Raw genomic sequence first — 22,158 nt, 5'->3', positions numbered from 1 at the left:
TAAAATAATAAAGGGGCACTATGAAGATTGTACTTGGCTATTGTGTTGAAAAAGAACACAGTCATGATTATTATATTACGTTACTTCCTGTTGGTCTTGTTTCTATTGGTGCGTATCTGTCACAGAAAGGGTATGATGTAACGTTAGCTAATTTTTCTAAAAAAAGCCATGAACAAATAGTAAATGAGATAAAAACTATAAAACCACACATTATTGGATTTTCTTTATATACACATAATCGCTTTTCAACATTTTCAGTAATGCAAAAAATCAAAATGATGTTTCCACATAGTATTGTTGTACTTGGCGGGCCACATGCCACATTCCTTTCACATGAGATTATTAAGCGCTATCCATATATTGATTATGTTGTGGAAGGTGAAGGCGAAGAAGCAATGCTTTCAATTGTAGAGGCAATAAAAAAAGGCAAACCCATAAAAGAAAAGATAGTAAAGCAAAATAATGTAAATATTGATACATTGCCATATCCTGCAAAGTTTGCAGGTAAACTGTCCGGTGTAAATATCAATGAACAATTTAAGTATATAATAACCTCACGTGGTTGCAGCTTCAAGTGCACGTTCTGTGATTCACCTTCATTCTGGGGAAGGAAGATAAGATTTAGAGATGTTGATGATGTTATCAACGAACTAGATGTATTATATAAAAAATATGGAATAATTTATTTTTCAATACGGGATGACAATTTTACAATCAAAAAAGACCGTGTCCAGGAACTATCGCACAAAATAATTAAAAAAAAGCTGTATATGATGTGGAATTGTCAGGGGCGTGTTGATTCTGTTGATGAAGCAATGCTTATTGCCATGAAAAAAGCTGGACTTGAACATATACAGTATGGGGTTGAATCGGGTTCAGAAAAGATTCTTTCTTTATATGATAAAAAAATAACCATAGAAAAAATTATGAATACTACTGCAATGACACGGAAGGTTGGAGTATATCTTTCAGTGTATTTAATGGTTGGGATGAAAGGGGAAACATACACTGACATAAAAAAAACAAAAAAACTGATTGCTGCCATGTTGCCGGGTGATTGTGTGGTGTCGCCTGTTGCATTGTATCCTGGTACAAAACTATATGAAGAAGAAAAACAATGTGGCGTTCTGGACGATAATATCTGGTTTAAGAAAAGGGATGCTGGGATTTACCTTCGCAATGAACCAATTATACAGGAGTGGATGAATGAATTATTATTGCATACATACAAGTTACGTAATACGGCATGGTATACAGCCAAAGATTTTGCCCTGCATAGAAAGGTTACCGGTGATTGCTGGGTAACCGATATTCTTGAAGGTGATTATTATCTGGATAATGAGATATATCCTGAAGCATCACATGTATATGCAAAGGTAATGAACACAATGCCTGATAATCCCTGGGGGTACATGCGTTATGGAAAACTACATTTTGCCATAGGCGACTTTGAAACCGCAATGGAAAGCTTTTTTGAAGCCACGAAAATTGTACCTAACTACTATGGTGGCTGGCTGAAATATGCACAGGCAAGTGTTGCGTTAGGGATAAAAGATAATGCACGTGCAGCAATTAGTAAAGCAATGGAATTAAATAAATATGATGAACGAGTTCGTTCGTTATATACGTTATTGAATAAGAAATGAGTACTATATATCGCCACCGCCTGTGGAAGTTATATATTAAATTTACTACAAAATTATTAAAAAGAGATAATTGTTGAAAATTTTTTTTACAATTTTTTGTATTCAAGCGTATTAATTATACAAATAGGTAGTATTTATTCCTTAATTTATTTTTATGCAAGAAATGATCTATACATTCCGCCACTTTTGTAGACGGGGATGCATATATTTATCTTATTGAAAGAATTATAAATACAATGTCCATAAAAGCTAACAAAAATCAAATAAAGGCAATAAATGCCGAAAATGGTGCACATCTTGTGATTGCATCTGCAGGAAGTGGGAAGACATATACTATCATACAACGAAGCATTGCGTTGATCAATAATGGATTGTGTAAACCTGGTGAACTGCTTTTACTGACTTTCAGCAGAAAAGCAGCAGATGAACTTAAAAAAAGGATAATTGCAGGATTAGGAAATTGCGGAAACGATATTGTTGCTTCCACATTCCATGCTTTTTGTCTTCAGTATATTATTAAACACAATATGAAACAGGTAACTGTTCTTGATGAAGAATCGTCAGAGAAAATTATTAAAGAGATAGTTGATAAGCATGTTGAAAAATTTAATGGTATTCCTTCAACAGTAATTTACAAATTAGCGTTAAAAAATATACAAACAAAAAACCTGCCACATGATTTGTATACTGCAATCAAAACTATCAAAGATGAATATGCACAGTATAAGCAGTTGCATAACGTTATTGATTTTGAGGATATGATAAATAAGTCCATAGATTGTTTATCCCAGGATATATTGTTACGAAATAGAATCCATAAAACTTTTAAATATGTGATGGTTGATGAATTTCAGGATACATCAGATAATAATTTTAAACTTTTAAAATTGCTTTTACCTGAAGAAAGCCCCAACGTTTTTATGGTTGGTGATGACTGGCAATCAATTTATAAATTCAGAGATGCCAACATAGACTATATTGTCAATGCAAGAAAATATTTTGATACATTAACAGTGCATTCGCTTAACAGTAATTATCGCTCAAAAAAGGAGATAGTGAAGCTTTCCAACAGACTTATAGCTAAAAACAGATTTCGCTCACGACGCTGGGTTAGATCAGTTCGTGGTAGTGGTGGCAAAATTTATTTTGTCAAAGTTGACTCGTTCCAAAATGAGGCACTGGTTGCAGGAACTATCGCACAGCAATATGATAAAAAATTTTCTATTGGTGTGCTGTATAGAAATAATTGGCAGGGCACGTTTTTGCAATCAAGAATGAATGCAGATGATAATGTGAAATTTTTGACTATACATGGGGCAAAAGGTTTGGAGTTTGATGTGGTAATACTATGTGGTGTAAAGGATAGATTGTTGCCGGACCCTTATACGGATATTGAAGAAGAACGGCGGCTGATGTATGTAGCTCTTACCCGTGCAAAAAACTGCTTGCATATACTATACCATCCTGCCTATAGTAACACAAAACCCCAATTCATTGAAGAATGTGAAGCATATTTATAATGTGTACATCTAAACGACAAACAGTAAAATAACTGATTTGTGTTATAATTATATTCCACGTATGGATGAGTAATGGACTATATATTGCAAGTTAAAAATCTTTATAAATATTACCCTGGTGTAAAAGCTGTTGACGATGTCAGTTTTGACATTCCTCGAGGTATATGTTTTGGATTGCTTGGACCAAATGGTGCAGGCAAGACAACTACCATTGAAGTTATTGAGGGAATTCAAAAGCCCGATCATGGAACAATACTGTATAAGGGGAAGCCTCGTGATCAGCACTTTAAGCAGGAGGTTGGCATTCAGCTTCAGCATACTGAACTGCAGCAGTACCTGACCGTTAAAGAAATACTTTTGACTTTCAGAAATTTGTATGCTCGCAGGGCAGAGATGGATGAACTTGTTTCGCTGTGTTATTTGGAAGAAATACTGGACAGGGACAACAGGAAAATATCGGGCGGTCAAAAGCAGCGTTTACTATTGGCCATAGCTCTGGCAAATGATCCTGAATTATTATTTCTGGATGAACCAACCACAGGCCTTGATCCTCAGGCCCGGCGTCATGTGTGGGATATTGTACAATCTATAAAAAAGAAAGGCAAAACCATCGTACTCACAACACATTATATGGAAGAAGCCCAAACATTATGTGATATTGTGGCCATTATGGATCGTGGAAAAATCATTGCCATGGATTCGCCTATTAATTTACTGAACCAGTATTGCCGTGGGGTTACTATTACTTTACCTTCGGTAGTTGATGAAAACATTTTACGCCAGATGAATTGTGAGTGGTATACGGTAAATCATACCATTGAAATACACACCCAACAACCGCATGATTGCCTGAGGCTGCTTATAGACAACAATGTTGATATTACAGGCATGGTAGTACGTTCACAAAATTTAGAGGATTTATTTTTACAGTTAACAGGAACACAATTGAGGGCTTAACAATGCTATACAGGATATGGACAATATTTATTGCACGTACAAAAGAATTTTATCGTGACAGATCGGCTCTGGGATGGAATATTATCTTCCCGCTTTTAATTATTATTGGTTTCAGTGTTGTATTCAGAAGCGAATCATCGCCAGTACTCAAAGTTGGTGTGCTTAAACCATTAGATAGTGAAACCAGGATTGCAGGTAACACCCAATTTGATGAGTTTTTAAAATACAAGTATATAGATTTTATTGAGTTTGCATCCAGGGAAAAAGCTATTGATAGTTTACAAAAATTTAAAATAGACATGCTGCTGGATCCTCAGCATAATACATATTTTATCAATGATTCATCTCCCAACGGGTATATTGCAGAACAGCTACTGAAAGGCGCAGGTACAACGAACACATTCTTCTCCAAACATTCGTTTAAGGGTAGGGGTATTCGCTATGTAGAATGGCTTTTCCCTGGTATTTTAGGGATGAATGCAATGTTTAACTCATTGTATGGTGTAGGTTATGTCCTGGTAATGTACAGGAAAAACGGTATATTGAAACGATTCAGTGTTGCGCCTGTCAGGCCGTTTGAATTTTTAACAGCGCAGATATTATCGCGAATGTTTGTGATGCTTGCTACAACAATTGTTGTGTATATTGGGACTGTTTTATTGTATGGATTTCAGTGTAAGGGTTCGTTATTTACGTTATTTGTTGTTTTTGCATTAGGTGGCTTTTGTATGATTTCGTTAGGTTTACTGATTGCTTGCCGCAGTGACAGTCAGGAGTTTGCTGATGGATTAATTAATATCATTACCTGGCCAATGATGTTTCTTTCAGAGGTGTGGTTTTCACTGGAGGGTGCGCGCCCCTGGGTACAGAAGGTATCACAACTTTTACCGCTTACACCTATTGTAGAAAGCGCACGTATGGTGATGAATGAGGGTGCCACACTATTTGATATCCGCTATCAATTATTGTATTTGATTGTAGTATCTGGTATATTTTTATTATCGGGGTCGCTTCTTTTCAGATGGCAGCGGAAATAATGGTTTTTATTTCGCAAAATTGAAAAAAATTTGAGTTGAAATATAATTGACACTATAATTACATTTTAAGTATTGTCATTCCAATTATTATAGTTTATTTGTCAGATAGTTACGGTGGATGTAGCTCAATGGTAGAGCCCTGGACTGTGGATCCAGTTGTTGCGGGTTCGATCCCCGTCATCCACCCATTTTTATTACACGCGCGCCCGTAGTTCAGTGGTAGAATAGAATGTTTGAAAATAGCCAAATGGGGAAAAAAATTAGCAAATAGATGCTGAATCAAGTTTAGCATGACAGTAAACGCGCCCGTAGCTCAGTGGTAGAATAGAATGTTTGAAAAAAGCCAAATGGGGTAAAAAAATTAGCAAATAGATGCTGAATCAAGTTCAGCATGACAGTAAACGCGCCCGTAGTTCAGTGGTAGAATAGAATGTTTGAAAATAGCCAAATGGGGAAAAAAATTAGCAAATAGATGCTGAATCAAGTTTAGCATGACAGTAAACGCGCCCGTAGCTCAGTGGTAGAATAAAATGTTTGAAAAAACATTTTAAAAAATTTCTTAAATTTTTAAAAATCAACTCGCGCCCGTAGCTCAGCTGGATAGAGCGTCGGACTTCGAATCCGCAGGCCGCAGGTTCGACTCCTGCCGGGCGCGCATCATACAGTATTCTAACCATGCACAATACTTACAGTGAATATGATATATTTCGCTACTCCCCACATGAATTAGACTTCAGTATTCACAATCCTTATTTACAAGAAATATTACAGTATAAAGATAAGCACTTAGATGAATACCAGTACTGGAACTTGCGTTATGAACTGATAAAAAAGTATGCTTTTGCTGTACCAACCTTTCCGGTGCTATCTATTATTCAGGAACTATCGCCCATAATTGAAATAGGTGCAGGTAATGGGTACTGGGCATTTATGTTGAAGCAATTGAGTGCTGATGTGCTTGCATTTGATAAATATCCACCGGATGATCCTCTTTATCCGTTTGCTGACCACTCAGATAATATGTGGTTTGATGAACAATGGTACGATGTTCAGAAAGGTGATGCACTGGAAGCGGGACATTATCCAGAGCGAACACTCTTTTTATGCTGGCCACAGCCCCAAAGTGCTATGGCTTTAGAAGCATTGCTGGCGTATAAACAGGCAGGGGGGCATACAGTAGTATTTATTGGAGATATGATAGCCTGTGCTGAAAACAGGTTTTATGATATGCTTGTGGGGTGTACGTTAAAGTTGAAAAAACAGGTTTGGGGATATAAGTATTTTAATGAATTTATTGCAGTGTATTATCTATAATCCAAATCATTAATTCTTTGACATCAATAATGATACTATTTAGAATGGTAAATAATTGTTGAAGGAAACATGATTTGAAGTATACTGTTTAGTGTTATCGATATTTGTAATCACATACTACTGATATGATTGAAAAGCAATTGCAAGACTACCTTACGCCAACACGATGTATTGATAGTGATAGCTCTGAAGTCCTTAACTACGCTCGCCATATTATTGGGAATGAAACCGATTCTATTAAAAAGGCAGTAAAGCTCTTTTATGCTGTCCGTGATGATATTAAATATGATCCGTATTCTCCTTTTTATAAGCCTGAACATTATAGAGGCAGTTATGTATTGAACCGCAAGCGTGGATACTGCGTTTCAAAAGCTTCTTTATTATGTGCTTTGGGCCGTGCTTGCAATATCCCAAGCAGAGTGGGCTTTGCAACGGTTAAAAATCACATAGCAACAAAGCAGCTTTTAGAAACATTAGGAAGTAATATATTTGTTTATCATGGTTTTACTGAGTTTTACTTAAATGGGAAATGGGTAAAAGCAACACCAGCTTTCAATAAGGAATTATGCCTGCTTCATAAAATATCACCTATTGATTTTAATGGTATCGATGATGCAATTTTCCCTGAGTATAACACTGAGAAAAAGCAATATATGGAATATATTGAGTATCATGGCAGTTTTATAGACATACCTGTTGAAACAATACTGAAAGCATGGAAGGAGTGTTATGGTAAAAAACGAGTTGAGTTGTGGATAACTCTTTTTGAAAAGGAATTTGCCAGCCGAAACTTTGAAACGGAAGAAATTGTAAAATAGCCTATGGACACCTCGTTTGTTTTTGATATTTTGCAATTTGCTAATTGTGATTTTGTTATTGTCGATAGTTCCTTACACATAATCCATTCTAATAATCCATCTTTTATAAATAAACCTTTACCTCATGTTTTTCCATATTCAATAATTGATGATTATTGTAAAAAATTTTACAACAATATATTGCCTGATGAAAAACAGGAAATCGTTAAATCTAATGATCAAAATTTCCCATATACATTTTCATTACAAACAATAACATATAACTCACAGCCAGCATTGTTGGTTATATCCAAATTTGAAAATAATTTAGCAGATACACTACAGAAAATTTATGAAGAACTGTATGATGTTCAACTATCAGATAGAGATTCTGAACATTTTATAGATGTTTTTGCCTACATTCTAGATACTATAATTAAAGTTACTGGAATGGATTGTGGTGGAATATATATAATTGATCCGCTAACACAAAATCTTAAATTAACATATGCAAAAGGTATTAGCGAAGCATTTATAGAAAAAACAACCTCCTATACCCCTGATAGTTGGAATTATCAAATAATTATGAAAGGAAAACCCCAATATATTGATTATACCTCAATGGATCTTTCTGATGATGATTTTAGAAAACATGAGGGGCTTAAAGCAATAGCGGCAATACCTATACTATTCAGGAATAACGTAATTGGTGTTATCAATATTGGATCTCATACAACAAATATAATTTCTGATTATATTAAACCTTTACTGGAAGTGATAAGCCAGCAACTGGGCGTTATTATTGATAAGTTCATGATGAAAAGTTTATTGGCACAGTCAAAATTTGACACACTGGGCATAACTGCGTTACATGATGTGGTATATCAGGTTGACAGTAATACAATAATTAAATATGTAAGTGCAAATATTAAAAACATCATTGGATTTACTCCAGATGAAATTATTGGTAAATCGTTTATTGATTTGATTTATCCCGATGACTTGCCTATGGTTTTAGAAAGTTATGAAAGAGTAAAAAAAAGAATTATTGAACCTTTGGAATATCGCTTAATGACCAAAGATGGTTCTTCCCACTATATTCTCACTATATCAGAAGCCCATTATGATGAGCAGGGTAATTTTATTGGCATCACAGGTATTGGCACTGATATTCATGAAAAAAAGGTAGCAGAAATAAAATTAAGGGAAAGTGAAGAAAAATTTAAAACACTGGCTAATTCTGTTTTAAATCCAATTTTCATTATTCAAGATAATATAATGCAATGGGTAAATCCGGCAACCGTTGACATTTTAGGGTATTCTGAAAATGAAATTATTGGTAAGCCTTTCTACTCCTTTGTTCATCCGGATGATGTAGAAGTAGCTAAATCACGAGCTGCAGCCCGCCAGCGTGGTGAAAATGTTATTAATAGATATGAAGCAAGGATAATTACAAAAGATAATATTGTGAAATGGATTGATTTTCATGTTTCAACTATCCAGTATAACGGAAGATTTGCTATATTGGGTTCTGCAACGGATGTAACAGAACGAAAAAAAATTGAACTGGATTTGAAAAGCTCTGAAGAAAAATTTTATAAAGCATTTTATTCAAGCCCCATTCCAATGACTATAAATACATTTAAAGATGGAGTTTATAGAGAGGTGAACGAAGCAGCATGCCAAACATTTGGTTATATGCTTCAGGATTCTATTGGCAGGTCAATAATTGAGTTAAATGTATTTGCTGATAAGCAAGAGTTGGAGGACTATATCCATACTCTACGAACAAATGAAAAGGTTAAAGATTTCCATGTAACATTTAAAACTAAGAATGGGTTATTAAAGGATTGTATAATAAACTCTGATATTTTTGTTTCTTCAGGTGAAAAGCTAGTTATAAGCTCAATCATTGATATTACTCAGATGAAACGAAGTGCACAGATTATATATGAACAATATAAGGAATTACAGAAAATCAATAATGATTTAATAAAAACGAAAGAAGAACTAACACTACGGAATATCCAACTCTTTGAAGAAAAAGAGCGCTTTAACAGGGTACTTGAATCAATTAATGATGCGGTGATAGTAACTGATAAAAGAGCGGTAATACTTCTGGTAAATAATGCAACATGTCATCTTTTGAATAGAGAATATAATGAAATAATAGGGAAAGATGTGACAACTATTCTTGATCTGGATTGTAAAAAACGAGTTGATTTTACATTTAATACGATAATTGAAATATTACAGCAAAAATCAATTGCAAATGAATGTATTTTGCATGTTGGAAACGTTTTATATAACATTGAATTATATATCCTGCCTTTAAAAGACCAGATGAATAGTATTACAGGAACAATCGTTGTTTTACGCGATATAACACAAAAGAAAATAATAGAGGATCATATTGCACGGACTTCAAAATTAGAATCAGTTGGACTTCTGGCAGCAGGGATTGCACATGATTTTAATAATATACTTACGTCAGTTGTAGGAAATCTTTCTATAATAAAAAATAAAATACATGAGTCATCAGAATTGTATCAGCATATTAACGATGCTGAAAAAGCATCATTTAAGGCAAAAGAGCTTACACAGCAATTGTTAACGTTTGCAAAAGGAGGAGCGCCTGTAAAGAAAGTTACTTCTTTAAGTGCTATGTTTAAAGACATAGTCACTTTTGTCTTGCGTGGTTCCGGAGTTGAATTTCAGTTTATTATAGATGATAATCTTTATAATGTTGAAGTAGACGAAGGGCAAATCAGCCAGGTTATTCAGAATATAGTAATTAATGCTCGGGAAGCTATGAATGATCATGGTCTGTTAAAAATTTATGCCCGTAATGTAACCGATGAAGATCCCATTAAAGCTATTATTGGTAAGGATAATTATATAAGAATTTCAATTGAGGATAATGGCCCGGGAATTCCAAATGAAAATATTGAAAAGATTTTTGACCCATATTATACTACTAAACCACATGGTACAGGATTAGGATTAACAGTGGTTTATTCAATAATTAAACAACACGGTGGCTACATCTTTGTGGATTCACAACCAGGTAAAGGGACGCGATTTGATATATATCTTAGAGCAACAGAAAAGAATGTTGCAGTGATAGATGATAAAAGCAATGAAATCTCTGTTATTGGGAAAGGGAAAGTGCTGGTTCTTGAGGATGATGAAAATATTCAGTTTATATTACGAACTATGTTAGAGGAATTGGGTTACGAAGTGGATATAGCCTGTGATGGCGATGAAGCCTATCAAAAATATTTAATGGCAAAAGAATTGCAACAAAAGTATTCATTTGCCATTATGGATTTAACTATACCAGGTAAAAAAGGTGGCAAAGATACCATATCTCAGATTCGTAAATTAGATAACGAATTTAAAGTAATAGTTTCCAGCGGGTATTCAAATGATCCGGTTATGTCTAATTATAAAGATTATGGATTTGACGGGATATTACCCAAACCGTATCGTTTTGAAGAATTAAAACAAATTATCGCTGCAATACGTCACTAAAATGAATTTTTTTTCACTAATTATTCCTAAATATGGAATTTTGAATAAAATATAAAATAGGGGGTGTCCCAAAACAATCCGTGGAGTTCTCAATGACGCGGGTGCAAAGTCATTGCGAGCGTAGCGCCTGTGCTGAGCCTGTCGAAGCGAAGCAATCTAAATACCACAGAAGACAAGATTGCTTCGTCACTTCGTTCCTCGCAATGACAGTATGGCAAAAGTCATTGCAGAAGATGTCTTTTGGGACACCCCCGGTGTACATTATATTCATTATGAAATTTTTAAGGAATTATTGCTGATTTTTTTAGAAATTATAGCTAAAGAGCTATTTATTATAGTAATTACTGTTTTACTATATTATTTTTATAAGTGCTTTTAAAAAAAACTTGACACATAATAACATAATTTAATATTGAAAAAATCTTTATTTTAAATTATTTTTTGATTAACTAAAGTCAGGTTTAAGCATTTAAAAGTGGGGTTGCTAGCTCAACTGGTAGAGCACCTGACTCTTAATCAGATGGTTCCGAGTTCGAGTCTCGGGCAACCCAAATTCCGCTGCGCAGTTTAAATTTAGCTTGAAAAAATTGCTTGATTTTTTGATATTGTATTTTAGTATGCGAGCGTGGCGGAACTGGTAGACGCGCTAGACTTAGGATCTAGTACCTTAGGGTGTGGGGGTTCAAGTCCCTTCGCTCGCAATAAGCGGGAATAACTCAGCGGTAGAGTGCAACCTTGCCAAGGTTGAGGTCGCGGGTTCAAATCCCGTTTCCCGCTCATTGTTAAAAAGCTGCTTAATTAAAAGCAGCTTTTTTTATTTTATAACAATATTATATAAACATATCCCAGACATTGATTGAAATTATCCAGATTGATACTTAATGAAGTAATAACCGTTGTTATTAGCATAATGATAAATCTTAATTTTTAATCAAGAAAATCTTTTGCCACATTGTGGTTACTGAGTTTGATGAAATGAAGTTGCCAAAGTTATCCAGGTGAGGAGAAATCTTAAAGATTCAATCCTGAATAAGGTTCAGGGTTTTGTTTAATAAATTCATACTATCTAACAACATCAATATTAAAAGAGCGTGAAGGTTGTATGAGGCATTGATCCATACGCAATGGTATTTCGAAGGTGAATTCAGCCCATTTCCCTTCTTCAGAATTTGCCCATATATGTCCTGAATGTAATTGAATGATTTTCCATGTTACATATAACCCAACCCCATGACCACTCTGATCCATTAATTCAGGCGTATTTAATCTTGAAAACTTTTTAAACAGTTTAACTTTTTCACTTTCCGGGAATCCAGGTCCGTCATTCTTTACACTTACATGAATAATATTTTCATCAGCATTTATAAGTAATATAATCTGTCCATTGTGGTATCCATACTTGATGGCATTACTTAATAAATTATTCATGACAATTTTCATAAGTTCTGGGTCACATAACACCTTTATGTTACCAGCATTATTTTGTATTATTATTTTCATCTTTTTTTCATTCAGATTGGTTTCTACAAAATCTATTGATGTTACAACTATCTCTTCAAAAAAATTGACTTCAGAAAATTTGGTATTAAAAACACCTGATTCAAAACGTGCTAAATTAAGGTATTCAAGTGCAATATTGTGTAAATATTCAGTTTTCTTTACAATCCTGTTTACCATTTCTTTATTTTTATCACTTATTTCACCAAAGTACCCTGAGGCTATTGTTCTTCCCAAAGTTATAATTGAAGCTAATGGATTTTTTAACTCATGAGTAATAAATCCCAACATTTCCATATATGCATTGATCGTAGCAGTTAATTTTTCTATATGGAATGTTTTTTCAACTGCCTGAGCTAAGCGATCTCTGAAGGCCAATAGCAATTTGAGGTGATGCATAGTGTAGGCATTAATTTTTTTGCTTCTGAACATAATAATACCTACATCTCGATTATCAACTTTAAGAGGTGAAGCAATTGATGAATGAATCCCTTCCTTTAGAAGAAGTTGAGCCGATTCACTTTTTGGATAACTTGCTAGATGTGATGTAAGGTCATTGATAATACTTGGGTAACCTGTATTTAATACTACCTGTATAGATCCCCCCTGAATATCAGAAGAATATCCCTTAAGAAGATGTATGTCAGTGTAAGAAGTTTTTATATAGTACAGTACCAGTCGAGTGTTATCATCATCAAGAAAAGCAACATCCAGCCTGTCTAGCGGTAATATTTTAGATGCTTCATCAAACACAAAATCAAGAATTTCATTAAGATGCATGCCTTTTACAACTCTCTGATTAATACCACGTAAAATATTCTTTTCATCCTGGTTAAATTCATTATCCCAATCTATATCGTTATCGTTAATTGGAATCAGGTATTTTTTTGCATAATAGGTTCTGTCCATAAATGTTTTATTCCTTCAATCTATTTAAAAGGGTATATATTAATAACTATCGCTTAAAAAAAGTATTTGACGGTATGTAAGGTAAAATTAAATATACAAAAAATCAATCGTTTATTCCATAGTTAACTCAAAATTGTGCTATAATAGTACAATGATACTATCTTTCATGGTCTTTCCCATGAAAATTGATTTATCCCGGTATGAATAGCTTAAAAATTTTCCATTTTCATTATATTTGGTAATGGATTTACATAATATTTTATGATATATAGGAGAGACAACCTTGGAAATTAAAGAGTCAAAACTTGAAAATGCACGGATACGGCTTGATATTGAAATACCTAATGATCGTGTTGATGCTGAATATGAAAAGGTTTTAAAAAATGTTCAGAAAAAGGCTGAAATTAAAGGCTTCAGGGTTGGGAAAGCGCCGCTTGATTTAGTTGAAAAAAAATATGCTGAGTTTGTTACCGGTGAGGCTGCAGAAAATATTGTGCGGTCTGCTTATATTGAAGCCATTGAACAGAAGGGCTATACACCAGTAAGCCAGCCTATATTTGATTTTAAAGACCTGGAAAAAGGGAAGCCTTTTTCGTTTATAGTTGAATTTGATGTCCCCCCAACCATTGAGCTTGGCAATTATAAAGGCATTCATGTTGAGCAGAAATCAGTAAAAGTTACCGATGAGGATGTTGATGCTGAAATAGAATCGATGCGAGAACGGATGGCAACAGTAACTAAAAAAGAAGGTGAAGATGCAAAGGTAGCTAAAGGTGATCAGGTAACCATTAAGATGAAACGCATTGATGACAAATCGCCTGAGGAGATAGATGCAACTGCATTTACTTCACACAGCCTTGTAGTTGGTAAGAGCAAAGAATCATGGGCTATTGATGAAGATATAATAGGAATGAAAAAAGGTGAAGAAAAAGAAATTAAAGTTAAATATCCCAAAGATTATGAGGTAGAAGACCTCAAGGGGCAAAAGGTAACGTACTTGGTAAAGGTTGAAGAAATTTTTGAGCGAAAGTTACCTGAACTCAATGATGAATTTGCTAAAAGTGTTGGAGAATACAATTCCCTTGAAGAATTGAAAACCAGAATCAGAGAAAATCTGGAAACTTATGCAAAAGAGCAGACTCTGAATCAGGCAAAGAATGATATACTAACAAAGATTGTTGAAAACAGTAAATTTGACATACCCCAATCTTTGATACAAAAAGAGATGTATGCTATTTTCAGAAGATTGCAGTCACGATTTGGCAATGTTGGAAAGGATATCAATGAGTTTGCATCAATATTTGGGATTAATCCTGAAGAATTGTCAAAATCTATAATGGATGAAGCACAACGTAATATCAAAAATGCACTGGTATTAACAAAGATTGCAGAACTTGAGCAGCTCAAAGTTTCTGAAGAACAGTTTCAGAAATTCATCAAATCTATAGCAGAACAAAATGGCGTCACAGAAGAAGAAGTGGTAAAGGTGATTGAAGAAAAAGGGAACAGGGATGAAATTGAAGGTGATTTAATACTGGATACAGCATACGATTTTATTTATCAAAATGCAGATATTAAGATGCTCAAGCCAGTAACTTTTCAGGAATATATTACTCAGAAGAAGTGAATAGGCATTCATGATAAATTATAGAAGTTACATGAACAGATGCTACACTGTATGTAAGGTTATTAAGAAATTTATAAATTTGTTGAGGTAATTTCATGAGTTATCTTGTACCAATTGTTGTAGAACAAACAGCACGTGGCGAACGGGCGTATGATATATATTCCCGCTTATTAAAGGATCGCATCATTTTCATTGGAGATGCAATTGATGACCATGTAGCAAGTTTAGTAATAGCTCAGTTATTGTTTCTGGAAGCAGAAGACCCTGACAAGGATATTTATGTATATATTAACTCTCCGGGGGGCATTGTAACTTCGGGGCTTGCTATTTATGATACCATGCAGTATGTTAAACCTGACGTTGCAACTATATGCCTGGGGCAAGCAGCTTCAATGGCTTCACTTTTGTTAGCTGCGGGTGCACCAGGAAAGCGTTCTGCACTGCCAAATTCGCGTATTATGATTCATCAGCCTATGGGCGGTTTTCAGGGGCAGGCTTCTGATATTGCTATACATGCAAAGGAAATCCTGAAAATTAAGTCAAAGTTGAATGAAATATATGCTATCCATACCAAACAACCTATAGAAAAAATTGAAAAAGATGTGGATAGGGATTATTTTATGGATGCACAGGAAGCCGTAGAGTATGGATTAATTGATAAAGTTATTCAAAAAGATAGTAGATAAGTAATGTATAAGCGATAATTATTATTAAGAGGATTTATGTCAAACAAGAAAAAAGATAGTGGCAAACCTGAAATAACCCATTATTGTTCATTTTGTGGAAAGAGCCAGGACCTGGTACGAAAATTAGTTGCAGGTCCTAATGTATATATATGCGATGAATGTATTGAGTTATGTAATGAGATATTGGAAGAAGACTGGGCATTAGAAGGTGGCGACCTTTTAACAAGCAATTTACCTAAACCTCATGAGATTAAAGCTATTCTTGATGAATATGTCATTGGTCAGGAGTATGCAAAGAAAGTTCTTTCTGTAGCAGTATATAACCACTATAAAAGGATTACTAGCAACTTTAACTTAAGAAAAGGTGATGTTGAATTAGATAAAAGCAATATTTTATTAATTGGCCCAACGGGAAGCGGTAAAACGTTGCTTGCCCAAACACTGGCAAAAATTTTAAAGGTACCATTTGCCATTGCAGATGCAACATCGCTGACCGAAGCAGGCTATGTGGGTGAGGATGTAGAAAATATATTGCTGAGGCTCATTCAAAATGCAGATGGTGATGTTAAAAGGGCAGAGATAGGAATAATTTATATTGATGAAATAGATAAGATTTCACGCAAATCTGAAAATCCATCAATTACGCGTGATGTATCTGGCGAAGGTGTTCAACAGGCCCTTTTAAAGATTGTTGAAGGGACTATAGCCAATGTTCCACCACAGGGTGGTAGAAAACATCCTCATCAGGAATTCATATCTATTGACACCAAGAACATTTTGTTTATTTGTGGTGGCGCATTTGTTGGGCTGGATAAAATTGTTCATGCGCGCATTGGTAATAAAACAATGGGATTTGGCGCTGAAGTTAAATCGGTGAAAGATATTGGTAAAATTAATATACTTGAGAAAATGATCCCTGAAGATCTCATACGGTATGGTTTAATTCCGGAGTTTGTAGGAAGATTGCATGTTCATGCAGTATTACATGAGCTTGACAAACAGGCATTAAGGGAAATTTTAACAAAACCGCGCAATGCGTTAACAAAGCAATACCAAAAAATATTTGCCTTTGAAAATGTTGAACTTGAATTTACTGATTCAGCCATTGAGGCAATAGCTCAGATTGCAATTGAACGCGAAACTGGTGCACGTGGATTGCGTTCAGTTCTTGAAGAGATAATGCTTGATCTGATGTACGAGATTCCTTCCAAGAAAACCATAGCTAAGGTTATTATTAATGAGGATGTTGTACTGCACCGAAAATCCCCTGAAATTATTCAAAAATCAGCAGAAAAAAGTGCATAAGTATGTGTCCGGATTGCACTATTTTCAGTATTTTATGTATTGGAACACTACTCACACAATTCAGGAGAACCTATGAAGAAAGATATAGATTATTTTAAACGATACCCCTTGTTGCCATTGCGGGATATGGTAATATTCCCACATATGGTAATACCACTATTTGTTGGCCGGGATATATCAATTAAAGCTCTGGATTCGGCAATGAAGGGTGACCGTCTTTTAGTCCTTGCTGCTCAGGTTGATTCACAGATTGCAAATCCTAAAAAAGAAGATCTTCATGATGTTGGTACACTTTCAGAGATTCTTCAGCTTTTAAAATTACCTGATGGTACTGTTAAGGTGCTGGTTGAGGGTATTTCACGCGTGTATATTTCTCATTTTGAGTCAACTGATGATGGCATTACAGTAGGGATTAAAGATATTGAGCGCCCCTATGAAACTGATTCAAAGGTAGAAGCTTTAAAACGCAATTTAATTGATACCTTTGAAAAATATATCAAATTAAATAAAAAAGTTCCTCAAGAAGCATTGACTACCGTGATGCAGATTGAAGATATTTCTCATCTGGCTGATGTTATAGCTTCATATATAACAATGCGAGTTGAATATAAACAGGCAATACTGGAATTGGGCAACCCTGTTGAAAGGATAGAAAAACTCATTGAACTGATTAATGGTGAAATTGAGATAATGTATATTGAAAAAAAGATACAGGGCAAAGTCAGAAAACAGATGGAGAAAACCCAAAAGGAATACTATCTCAATGAACAGATTAAAGTAATAAAGAAAGAATTAGGGCAGGGTGATGATTTAGCTGATGAAGTTGAAGAATTACGCAAATCAATTGAAGAAGCAAAAATGTCCAAGGAAGCAAAAGATAAGGCATTAAAGGAACTGAAACGTTTGGAAAAAATGCCTCCATTGTCAGCTGAATCTGCTGTTGTGCGTACCTACATTGAATGGTTGCGCGATGTGCCGTGGTATAAACATACCCGTGATAATCGTGATATTGATCATGCCATGCAGGTTCTCAATGAAGATCATTATGGATTGGAAGAAGTTAAAGAAAGAATTATTGAATATATAGCGGTGCGTCACCTTTCAAATAAATTAAAAGGCCCAATATTATGTTTTGTTGGCCCTCCCGGTGTTGGAAAAACTTCATTAGGGCGTTCAGTAGCAAGGGCACTGGGCAGGAAATTTGTAAGGATGTCGCTGGGTGGAGTACGTGATGAAGCTGAAATCCGTGGACACCGGAGGACATATGTAGGTGCGTTACCGGGAAGAATTATTCAACAGATGAAAAAAGCAGGCGTTGTTAATCCTGTATTCCTGCTTGATGAAGTTGACAAGATGTCAATGGATTTCAGGGGGGACCCTTCATCTGCCCTGCTTGAAGTGTTAGACCCTGAACAGAATAATACATTCGTTGATCATTATCTTGAAGTACCATATGACCTTTCAGATGTGCTGTTTATAACAACTGCCAATGTACAGCACAGGATACCTGCTCCATTACAGGACAGAATGGAAATAATTGAAATTAATAGCTACACCGAACCGGAAAAATTAAATATTGGTTTGCAGTTCTTACTACCCAAACAAATTAAAGAAAATGGCCTGAGTGAATCAAATATCAAATACAGCGAAGATATGATGCTGTATACCATACGTCATTATACACGTGAAGCCGGGGTGAGAAGTTTAGAGCGAGTGATAGCAAAAGTTTGCCGCAAAGTTGCACGGGAAGTGGTAAAATACGGTTCGTCACATGTTCGTGAAATAACTGTTGACATTCTGCACGAGTATTTAGGGCCAATTAAGTTTAAATATGGTGAAAAAGAACAGAAGAGTGAGATAGGCCTTGCCAATGGCCTTGCATGGACTGAAGTTGGCGGAGATGTATTACAGGTTGAAGCTTCACTGATAAAAGGGAAAGGCCAGCTTATACTCACCGGGCAGTTAGGCGAGGTGATGCAGGAATCTGCTCATGCAGCATTTACCTATGTACGGGCAAATGCTCAGTATTTTAATATACCGGAAGATGTATTACGCAAGCATGATATACATCTGCACGTTCCCGAAGGCGCAATCCCCAAAGATGGACCTTCTGCAGGTATTACCATGGGTGTGGTTATTGCTTCACTATTGAGTCAGATACCGGTTAGGTGTGATGTTGCAATGACCGGTGAAATAACTTTACGTGGTAAAGTTCTTCCAATAGGTGGATTAAAAGAAAAGGTACTGGCTGCACATCGTGCACAAATTACTCATATTATAATACCCAAGGATAACGAAAAAGATCTGGAAAAGATACCTGAATATGTTCGTAAACAGCTTATATTCCATCCGGTTACCAGCATGGAAGAAGTGCTGTTTTTATCATTGGAAGAACCTGAAAAATTCTTTAAGGACAGGCAAAAGACCGAAAAACTTAATGAACAATGGAAAGATACTGTACGGGAATCTGTAATTTCAGATATGAGCAATGGATTATTGACCAAACACAATTATACATAGATGATGAAATCAATATTTTGTGCATAGTAATTATTATCCATGGCTATTAAATGGTCATGGATAATTTTTTTTAATTTTTTTCAAAATGAATTAAAAGCTTATTAGATGTTTTTATAAATGGTTCTTTTTTAGAATTGGCATATATAGCAACAATTTTAAACCCATTATTGTGTAAAAATTCTTCTATCTCTTCTTTAAAAAAGGCACGCATGATATGTTTATCTTTTACATGTCGTGTTGCATTACCATCTGAAATTGTATATCTATAGTCTACCTCAGCAATTGTTTTATCACTATCAGGTATGAGAGTAAAGCCACGTTCCCGTTTAATTGTCAGGTTTTTATAAGTAACACTTGATACTTTTGTTAATGGCTTTTCCTTAATTTCCCTGACGGGTATTGCATTCCATATTTCAAAAAGACCAAAACCATTATTTTTTAAAGCTCGCCATGTATTCCATAAAACCTTGTCAACGTCTTCATCATGTATCATATAATCAAATGAACCAAATAAAGAAATGATTATATCAAAATCTTCAAAAAAGTCAAAGTTTGTGATATCTGAAAAAATAAAATTAGCAGCATTAGGGAATCGAAGTTTAGCATGAGTTAGCATATTTTTGCTGTTATCTAAACCGGTACAGGTAAACCCACATTTAGATAATTCATTCAGGTGTTCACCTGTTCCACAGCCTAAATCAAGTAAAACAGGATTTGGTATGTTTGAGGCAAGTTCTTTAATAAGATTTATATCGTCATTAATATCCCTATGAAACTTCTCTATAGTAAAATAATATTCGGCTAATTCATGATATAGTTTCATGATGAGTGAATTATTTGAAAAACATATTGGGAAATTTTTTGTTTAATACTTCCATCATTGCATTTTCTATGTCATAGGTATTATCCAGTTGCATCAGATTATTAACCATGTCCCTGCATTCCTCAATGGTAACAGAACGTATGATACGTTTTATCTGATACATGAATGCTGAACTCATTGATAATTGTCGGTACCCCAAACCAAGTAAAAGCATGGTATATTTTGGTTCACCTGCCATTTCACCGCATATTGAAAGAGAGATAGAGTTTTGATATGCTACATCAGCAATTAATTTTAAAAGCCGTAACACAGCAAGATTCAGCGGGTTATAAAGATATGCTATTTTTTCACTGATGCGGTCAACAGCTAATGTGTATTGAACCAGGTCATTGGTTCCCACTGAAAAGAAATCACAATATTTACAGAATATATCAACGTTTATTGCTGTTGAAGGGACCTCAATCATTATGCCAACAGGTAAATTTTGATTGAAAGGTATGCCCAATTTTTGAAGATTTTCCATCTCTTCATATAAAATTGATTTTGCTTTGAGAAGCTCCTCAACAGACGATATCATGGGAAACATTAGTTTAACATTGCCAAACGCAGAAGCCCGTAGTATTGCTCTGAGTTGTGGCCTGAATAAAAATTCGTTTTCAAGGCTAAATCGTATGGCTCTACATCCCAGGAATGGGTTTCGCTCTTTATATTGCTTGGTAAAGGCATAAATCTTATCGCCACCTATATCAAGTGTACGGATGGTAACAGGGTGGGGGTTAAAAAATTCAACAACCTTTTTATATTCTTCAAACTGTTTTTCTTCATCAGGTAAGGACTTATCCAGAAACAAAAATTCTGATCTAAAAAGTCCAATACCCTGTGCACCGTGATCCCGTATAATATTCATTTCGTCGGGGATTTCTATATTGCCATAGATATATATAGTTTCATTATCAAGAGTATGTGAAGGAAGTTCAATTATAGCGGCTAATTCATTTTCAAGCTGTTTTAAATCTTCACGGTATTTTTCATATTCACTGATTTCATCTTTGGATGGGTTAACAATTATTTTCCCGTGTATAGCGTCCAGAATGATAATATCACCATGCTTTATAAGAGAAGTACCAACCTGAGAACCAACTATTGCGGGGATTTCCAGTGCACGTGCCATTATTGCTGTATGGGAAGTTCTGCCGCCACGGTCGGTTATGAAACCCAATACATATTTTTTATTCATCATTGCCGTATCAGATGGTGTCAGGTCAGTAGCTACTACAATAACTTCTTCTTTTAAATCTGCCAGGGATTCATCGTGTGTTTTTTGCAAATTATTAATAAGTCGCTTGTTAATATCTGAGATATCGATAATCCGCTCACGTAAATATTCATCTTCAATTGATTTTAAGCTCTGAATCAGTTGTAATGTGATATCATTCAAAACCCATTCCGCATTACGTTTTTCCTTACTAATGGTTTCGCGCACTTTTTGATCCAGATATGGATCTTCCAGAACCATTAAATGGCTTTTGAATATATCGGCCATGTCATTGGATAAACTGGTTGCTATCTGCGATTGTATTGCTTTGATTTCTTCTTTGGTTTTTGCAAGGGATTCATCATACCTTTTTATTTCTTTTTCAACCTGGTCATCTGTTATGGTGTATTTGGGAATAATGATATTATCGCCTCGATAAATATAGGCTTTTCCTACAACTATCCCTGGTGAAGCAATAACTCCTTCTATTGATTTAGACATAACAATGTACCTGTTGCCAGTAACTATCGCTTACTATAGTAGCAAATATGATTAAATGTAAATCAAAATATTTAATTCAAGTTTGAAAATGAAATCAATAATTATTATAAAAAACTTGTCAAGATAAATAAAAAAATTTATATTTATTATCAAAAGCATTAGCACAATACAGTATATTTTAAAAAATGAATTGGCAAATAACGACAGTTATTTTTATACTGATTGCGATA

14 protein-coding genes and 5 tRNA genes are annotated in these 22,158 nt (G+C 34.8%); 16 read left to right on the top strand and 3 right to left on the bottom strand.

All coding sequences use genetic code 11. From position 1 onward, the window contains the following. Positions 1–20 precede the first annotated feature (20 nt). The 12 genes from AB1444_11395 (at position 21) to AB1444_11340 (ending at position 11,582) form a co-directional block, all read left to right on the top strand. Positions 21–1,646 carry a radical SAM protein gene (locus tag AB1444_11395; protein MEW6527257.1) on the top strand — a complete coding sequence of 542 codons (1,626 nt, stop codon included), beginning with the start codon at positions 21–23 and terminating at the stop codon, positions 1,644–1,646. A 236-nt stretch (positions 1,647–1,882) separates the two neighbouring features. Further along, on the top strand, positions 1,883–3,166 hold the full coding sequence (locus AB1444_11390; protein MEW6527256.1) for an ATP-dependent helicase: 1,284 nt from the start codon (positions 1,883–1,885) through the stop codon (positions 3,164–3,166). Between the two features lie 72 nt (positions 3,167–3,238). Then, positions 3,239–4,123 (top strand): ABC transporter ATP-binding protein, encoded by an 885-nt coding sequence (locus AB1444_11385; GenBank protein ID MEW6527255.1) that lies wholly within the window; start codon positions 3,239–3,241, stop codon positions 4,121–4,123. A 2-nt stretch (positions 4,124–4,125) separates the two neighbouring features. Beyond that, on the top strand, positions 4,126–5,160 hold the full coding sequence (locus AB1444_11380) for an ABC transporter permease (GenBank protein ID MEW6527254.1): 1,035 nt from the start codon (positions 4,126–4,128) through the stop codon (positions 5,158–5,160). 114 nt (positions 5,161–5,274) lie between these two features. Then, positions 5,275–5,346: transfer RNA gene (locus AB1444_11375), tRNA-His, on the top strand. 395 nt (positions 5,347–5,741) lie between these two features. Beyond that, positions 5,742–5,815, top strand: a tRNA-Arg gene (locus tag AB1444_11370). A gap of 20 nt (positions 5,816–5,835) precedes the next feature. Next, on the top strand, positions 5,836–6,474 hold the full coding sequence (locus tag AB1444_11365) for a hypothetical protein (protein ID MEW6527253.1): 639 nt from the start codon (positions 5,836–5,838) through the stop codon (positions 6,472–6,474). A gap of 125 nt (positions 6,475–6,599) precedes the next feature. Then, positions 6,600–7,292, top strand: a complete 693-nt coding sequence (locus AB1444_11360; GenBank protein ID MEW6527252.1) for a transglutaminase-like domain-containing protein — start codon at positions 6,600–6,602, stop codon at positions 7,290–7,292. A 3-nt stretch (positions 7,293–7,295) separates the two neighbouring features. Beyond that, on the top strand, positions 7,296–10,805 hold the full coding sequence (locus tag AB1444_11355; protein ID MEW6527251.1) for a PAS domain S-box protein: 3,510 nt from the start codon (positions 7,296–7,298) through the stop codon (positions 10,803–10,805). Positions 10,806–11,283: 478 nt separating this feature from the next. After that, positions 11,284–11,356: transfer RNA gene (locus AB1444_11350), tRNA-Lys, on the top strand. A gap of 68 nt (positions 11,357–11,424) precedes the next feature. Continuing rightward, positions 11,425–11,506: transfer RNA gene (locus AB1444_11345), tRNA-Leu, on the top strand. A gap of 4 nt (positions 11,507–11,510) precedes the next feature. After that, positions 11,511–11,582 (top strand) — tRNA-Gly (locus tag AB1444_11340). 285 nt (positions 11,583–11,867) lie between these two features. Here AB1444_11340 and AB1444_11335 read toward each other — a convergent pair. Next, complete coding sequence (locus tag AB1444_11335; protein MEW6527250.1) at positions 11,868–13,211, bottom strand: GAF domain-containing sensor histidine kinase; 1,344 nt, start codon at positions 13,209–13,211, stop codon at positions 11,868–11,870. Positions 13,212–13,494: 283 nt separating this feature from the next. On the opposite strand from AB1444_11335, the gene tig reads away from it, so the two are divergent. From tig to lon, 4 genes are all read left to right on the top strand, one after another. Continuing rightward, on the top strand, positions 13,495–14,838 hold the full coding sequence (tig, locus tag AB1444_11330) for a trigger factor (GenBank protein MEW6527249.1): 1,344 nt from the start codon (positions 13,495–13,497) through the stop codon (positions 14,836–14,838). Between the two features lie 95 nt (positions 14,839–14,933). Further along, positions 14,934–15,524: an ATP-dependent Clp endopeptidase proteolytic subunit ClpP gene (gene clpP, locus AB1444_11325; protein ID MEW6527248.1), complete on the top strand. Its 591-nt coding sequence runs from the start codon at positions 14,934–14,936 to the stop codon at positions 15,522–15,524. 36 nt (positions 15,525–15,560) lie between these two features. After that, positions 15,561–16,829, top strand: coding sequence for an ATP-dependent Clp protease ATP-binding subunit ClpX (gene clpX, locus AB1444_11320; GenBank protein ID MEW6527247.1), 1,269 nt, complete (start codon positions 15,561–15,563; stop codon positions 16,827–16,829). 72 nt (positions 16,830–16,901) lie between these two features. After that, positions 16,902–19,349 (top strand): endopeptidase La, encoded by a 2,448-nt coding sequence (gene lon, locus AB1444_11315; GenBank protein MEW6527246.1) that lies wholly within the window; start codon positions 16,902–16,904, stop codon positions 19,347–19,349. A 70-nt stretch (positions 19,350–19,419) separates the two neighbouring features. On the opposite strand, the gene AB1444_11310 is transcribed toward lon, so the two are convergent. Together AB1444_11310 and ptsP are read right to left on the bottom strand one after the other, a co-directional pair. Further along, positions 19,420–20,172: a class I SAM-dependent methyltransferase gene (locus tag AB1444_11310; GenBank protein ID MEW6527245.1), complete on the bottom strand. Its 753-nt coding sequence runs from the start codon at positions 20,170–20,172 to the stop codon at positions 19,420–19,422. 10 nt (positions 20,173–20,182) lie between these two features. Further along, on the bottom strand, positions 20,183–21,928 hold the full coding sequence (gene ptsP / locus AB1444_11305; protein MEW6527244.1) for a phosphoenolpyruvate--protein phosphotransferase: 1,746 nt from the start codon (positions 21,926–21,928) through the stop codon (positions 20,183–20,185). Positions 21,929–22,158: the final 230 nt, after the last annotated feature.

It is taken from the genome of Spirochaetota bacterium (assembly GCA_040756435.1).
GTDB lineage: Bacteria > Spirochaetota > UBA4802 > UBA4802 > UB4802 > UBA4802.
This window is presented reverse-complemented; position numbering and strand designations above follow the sequence as displayed.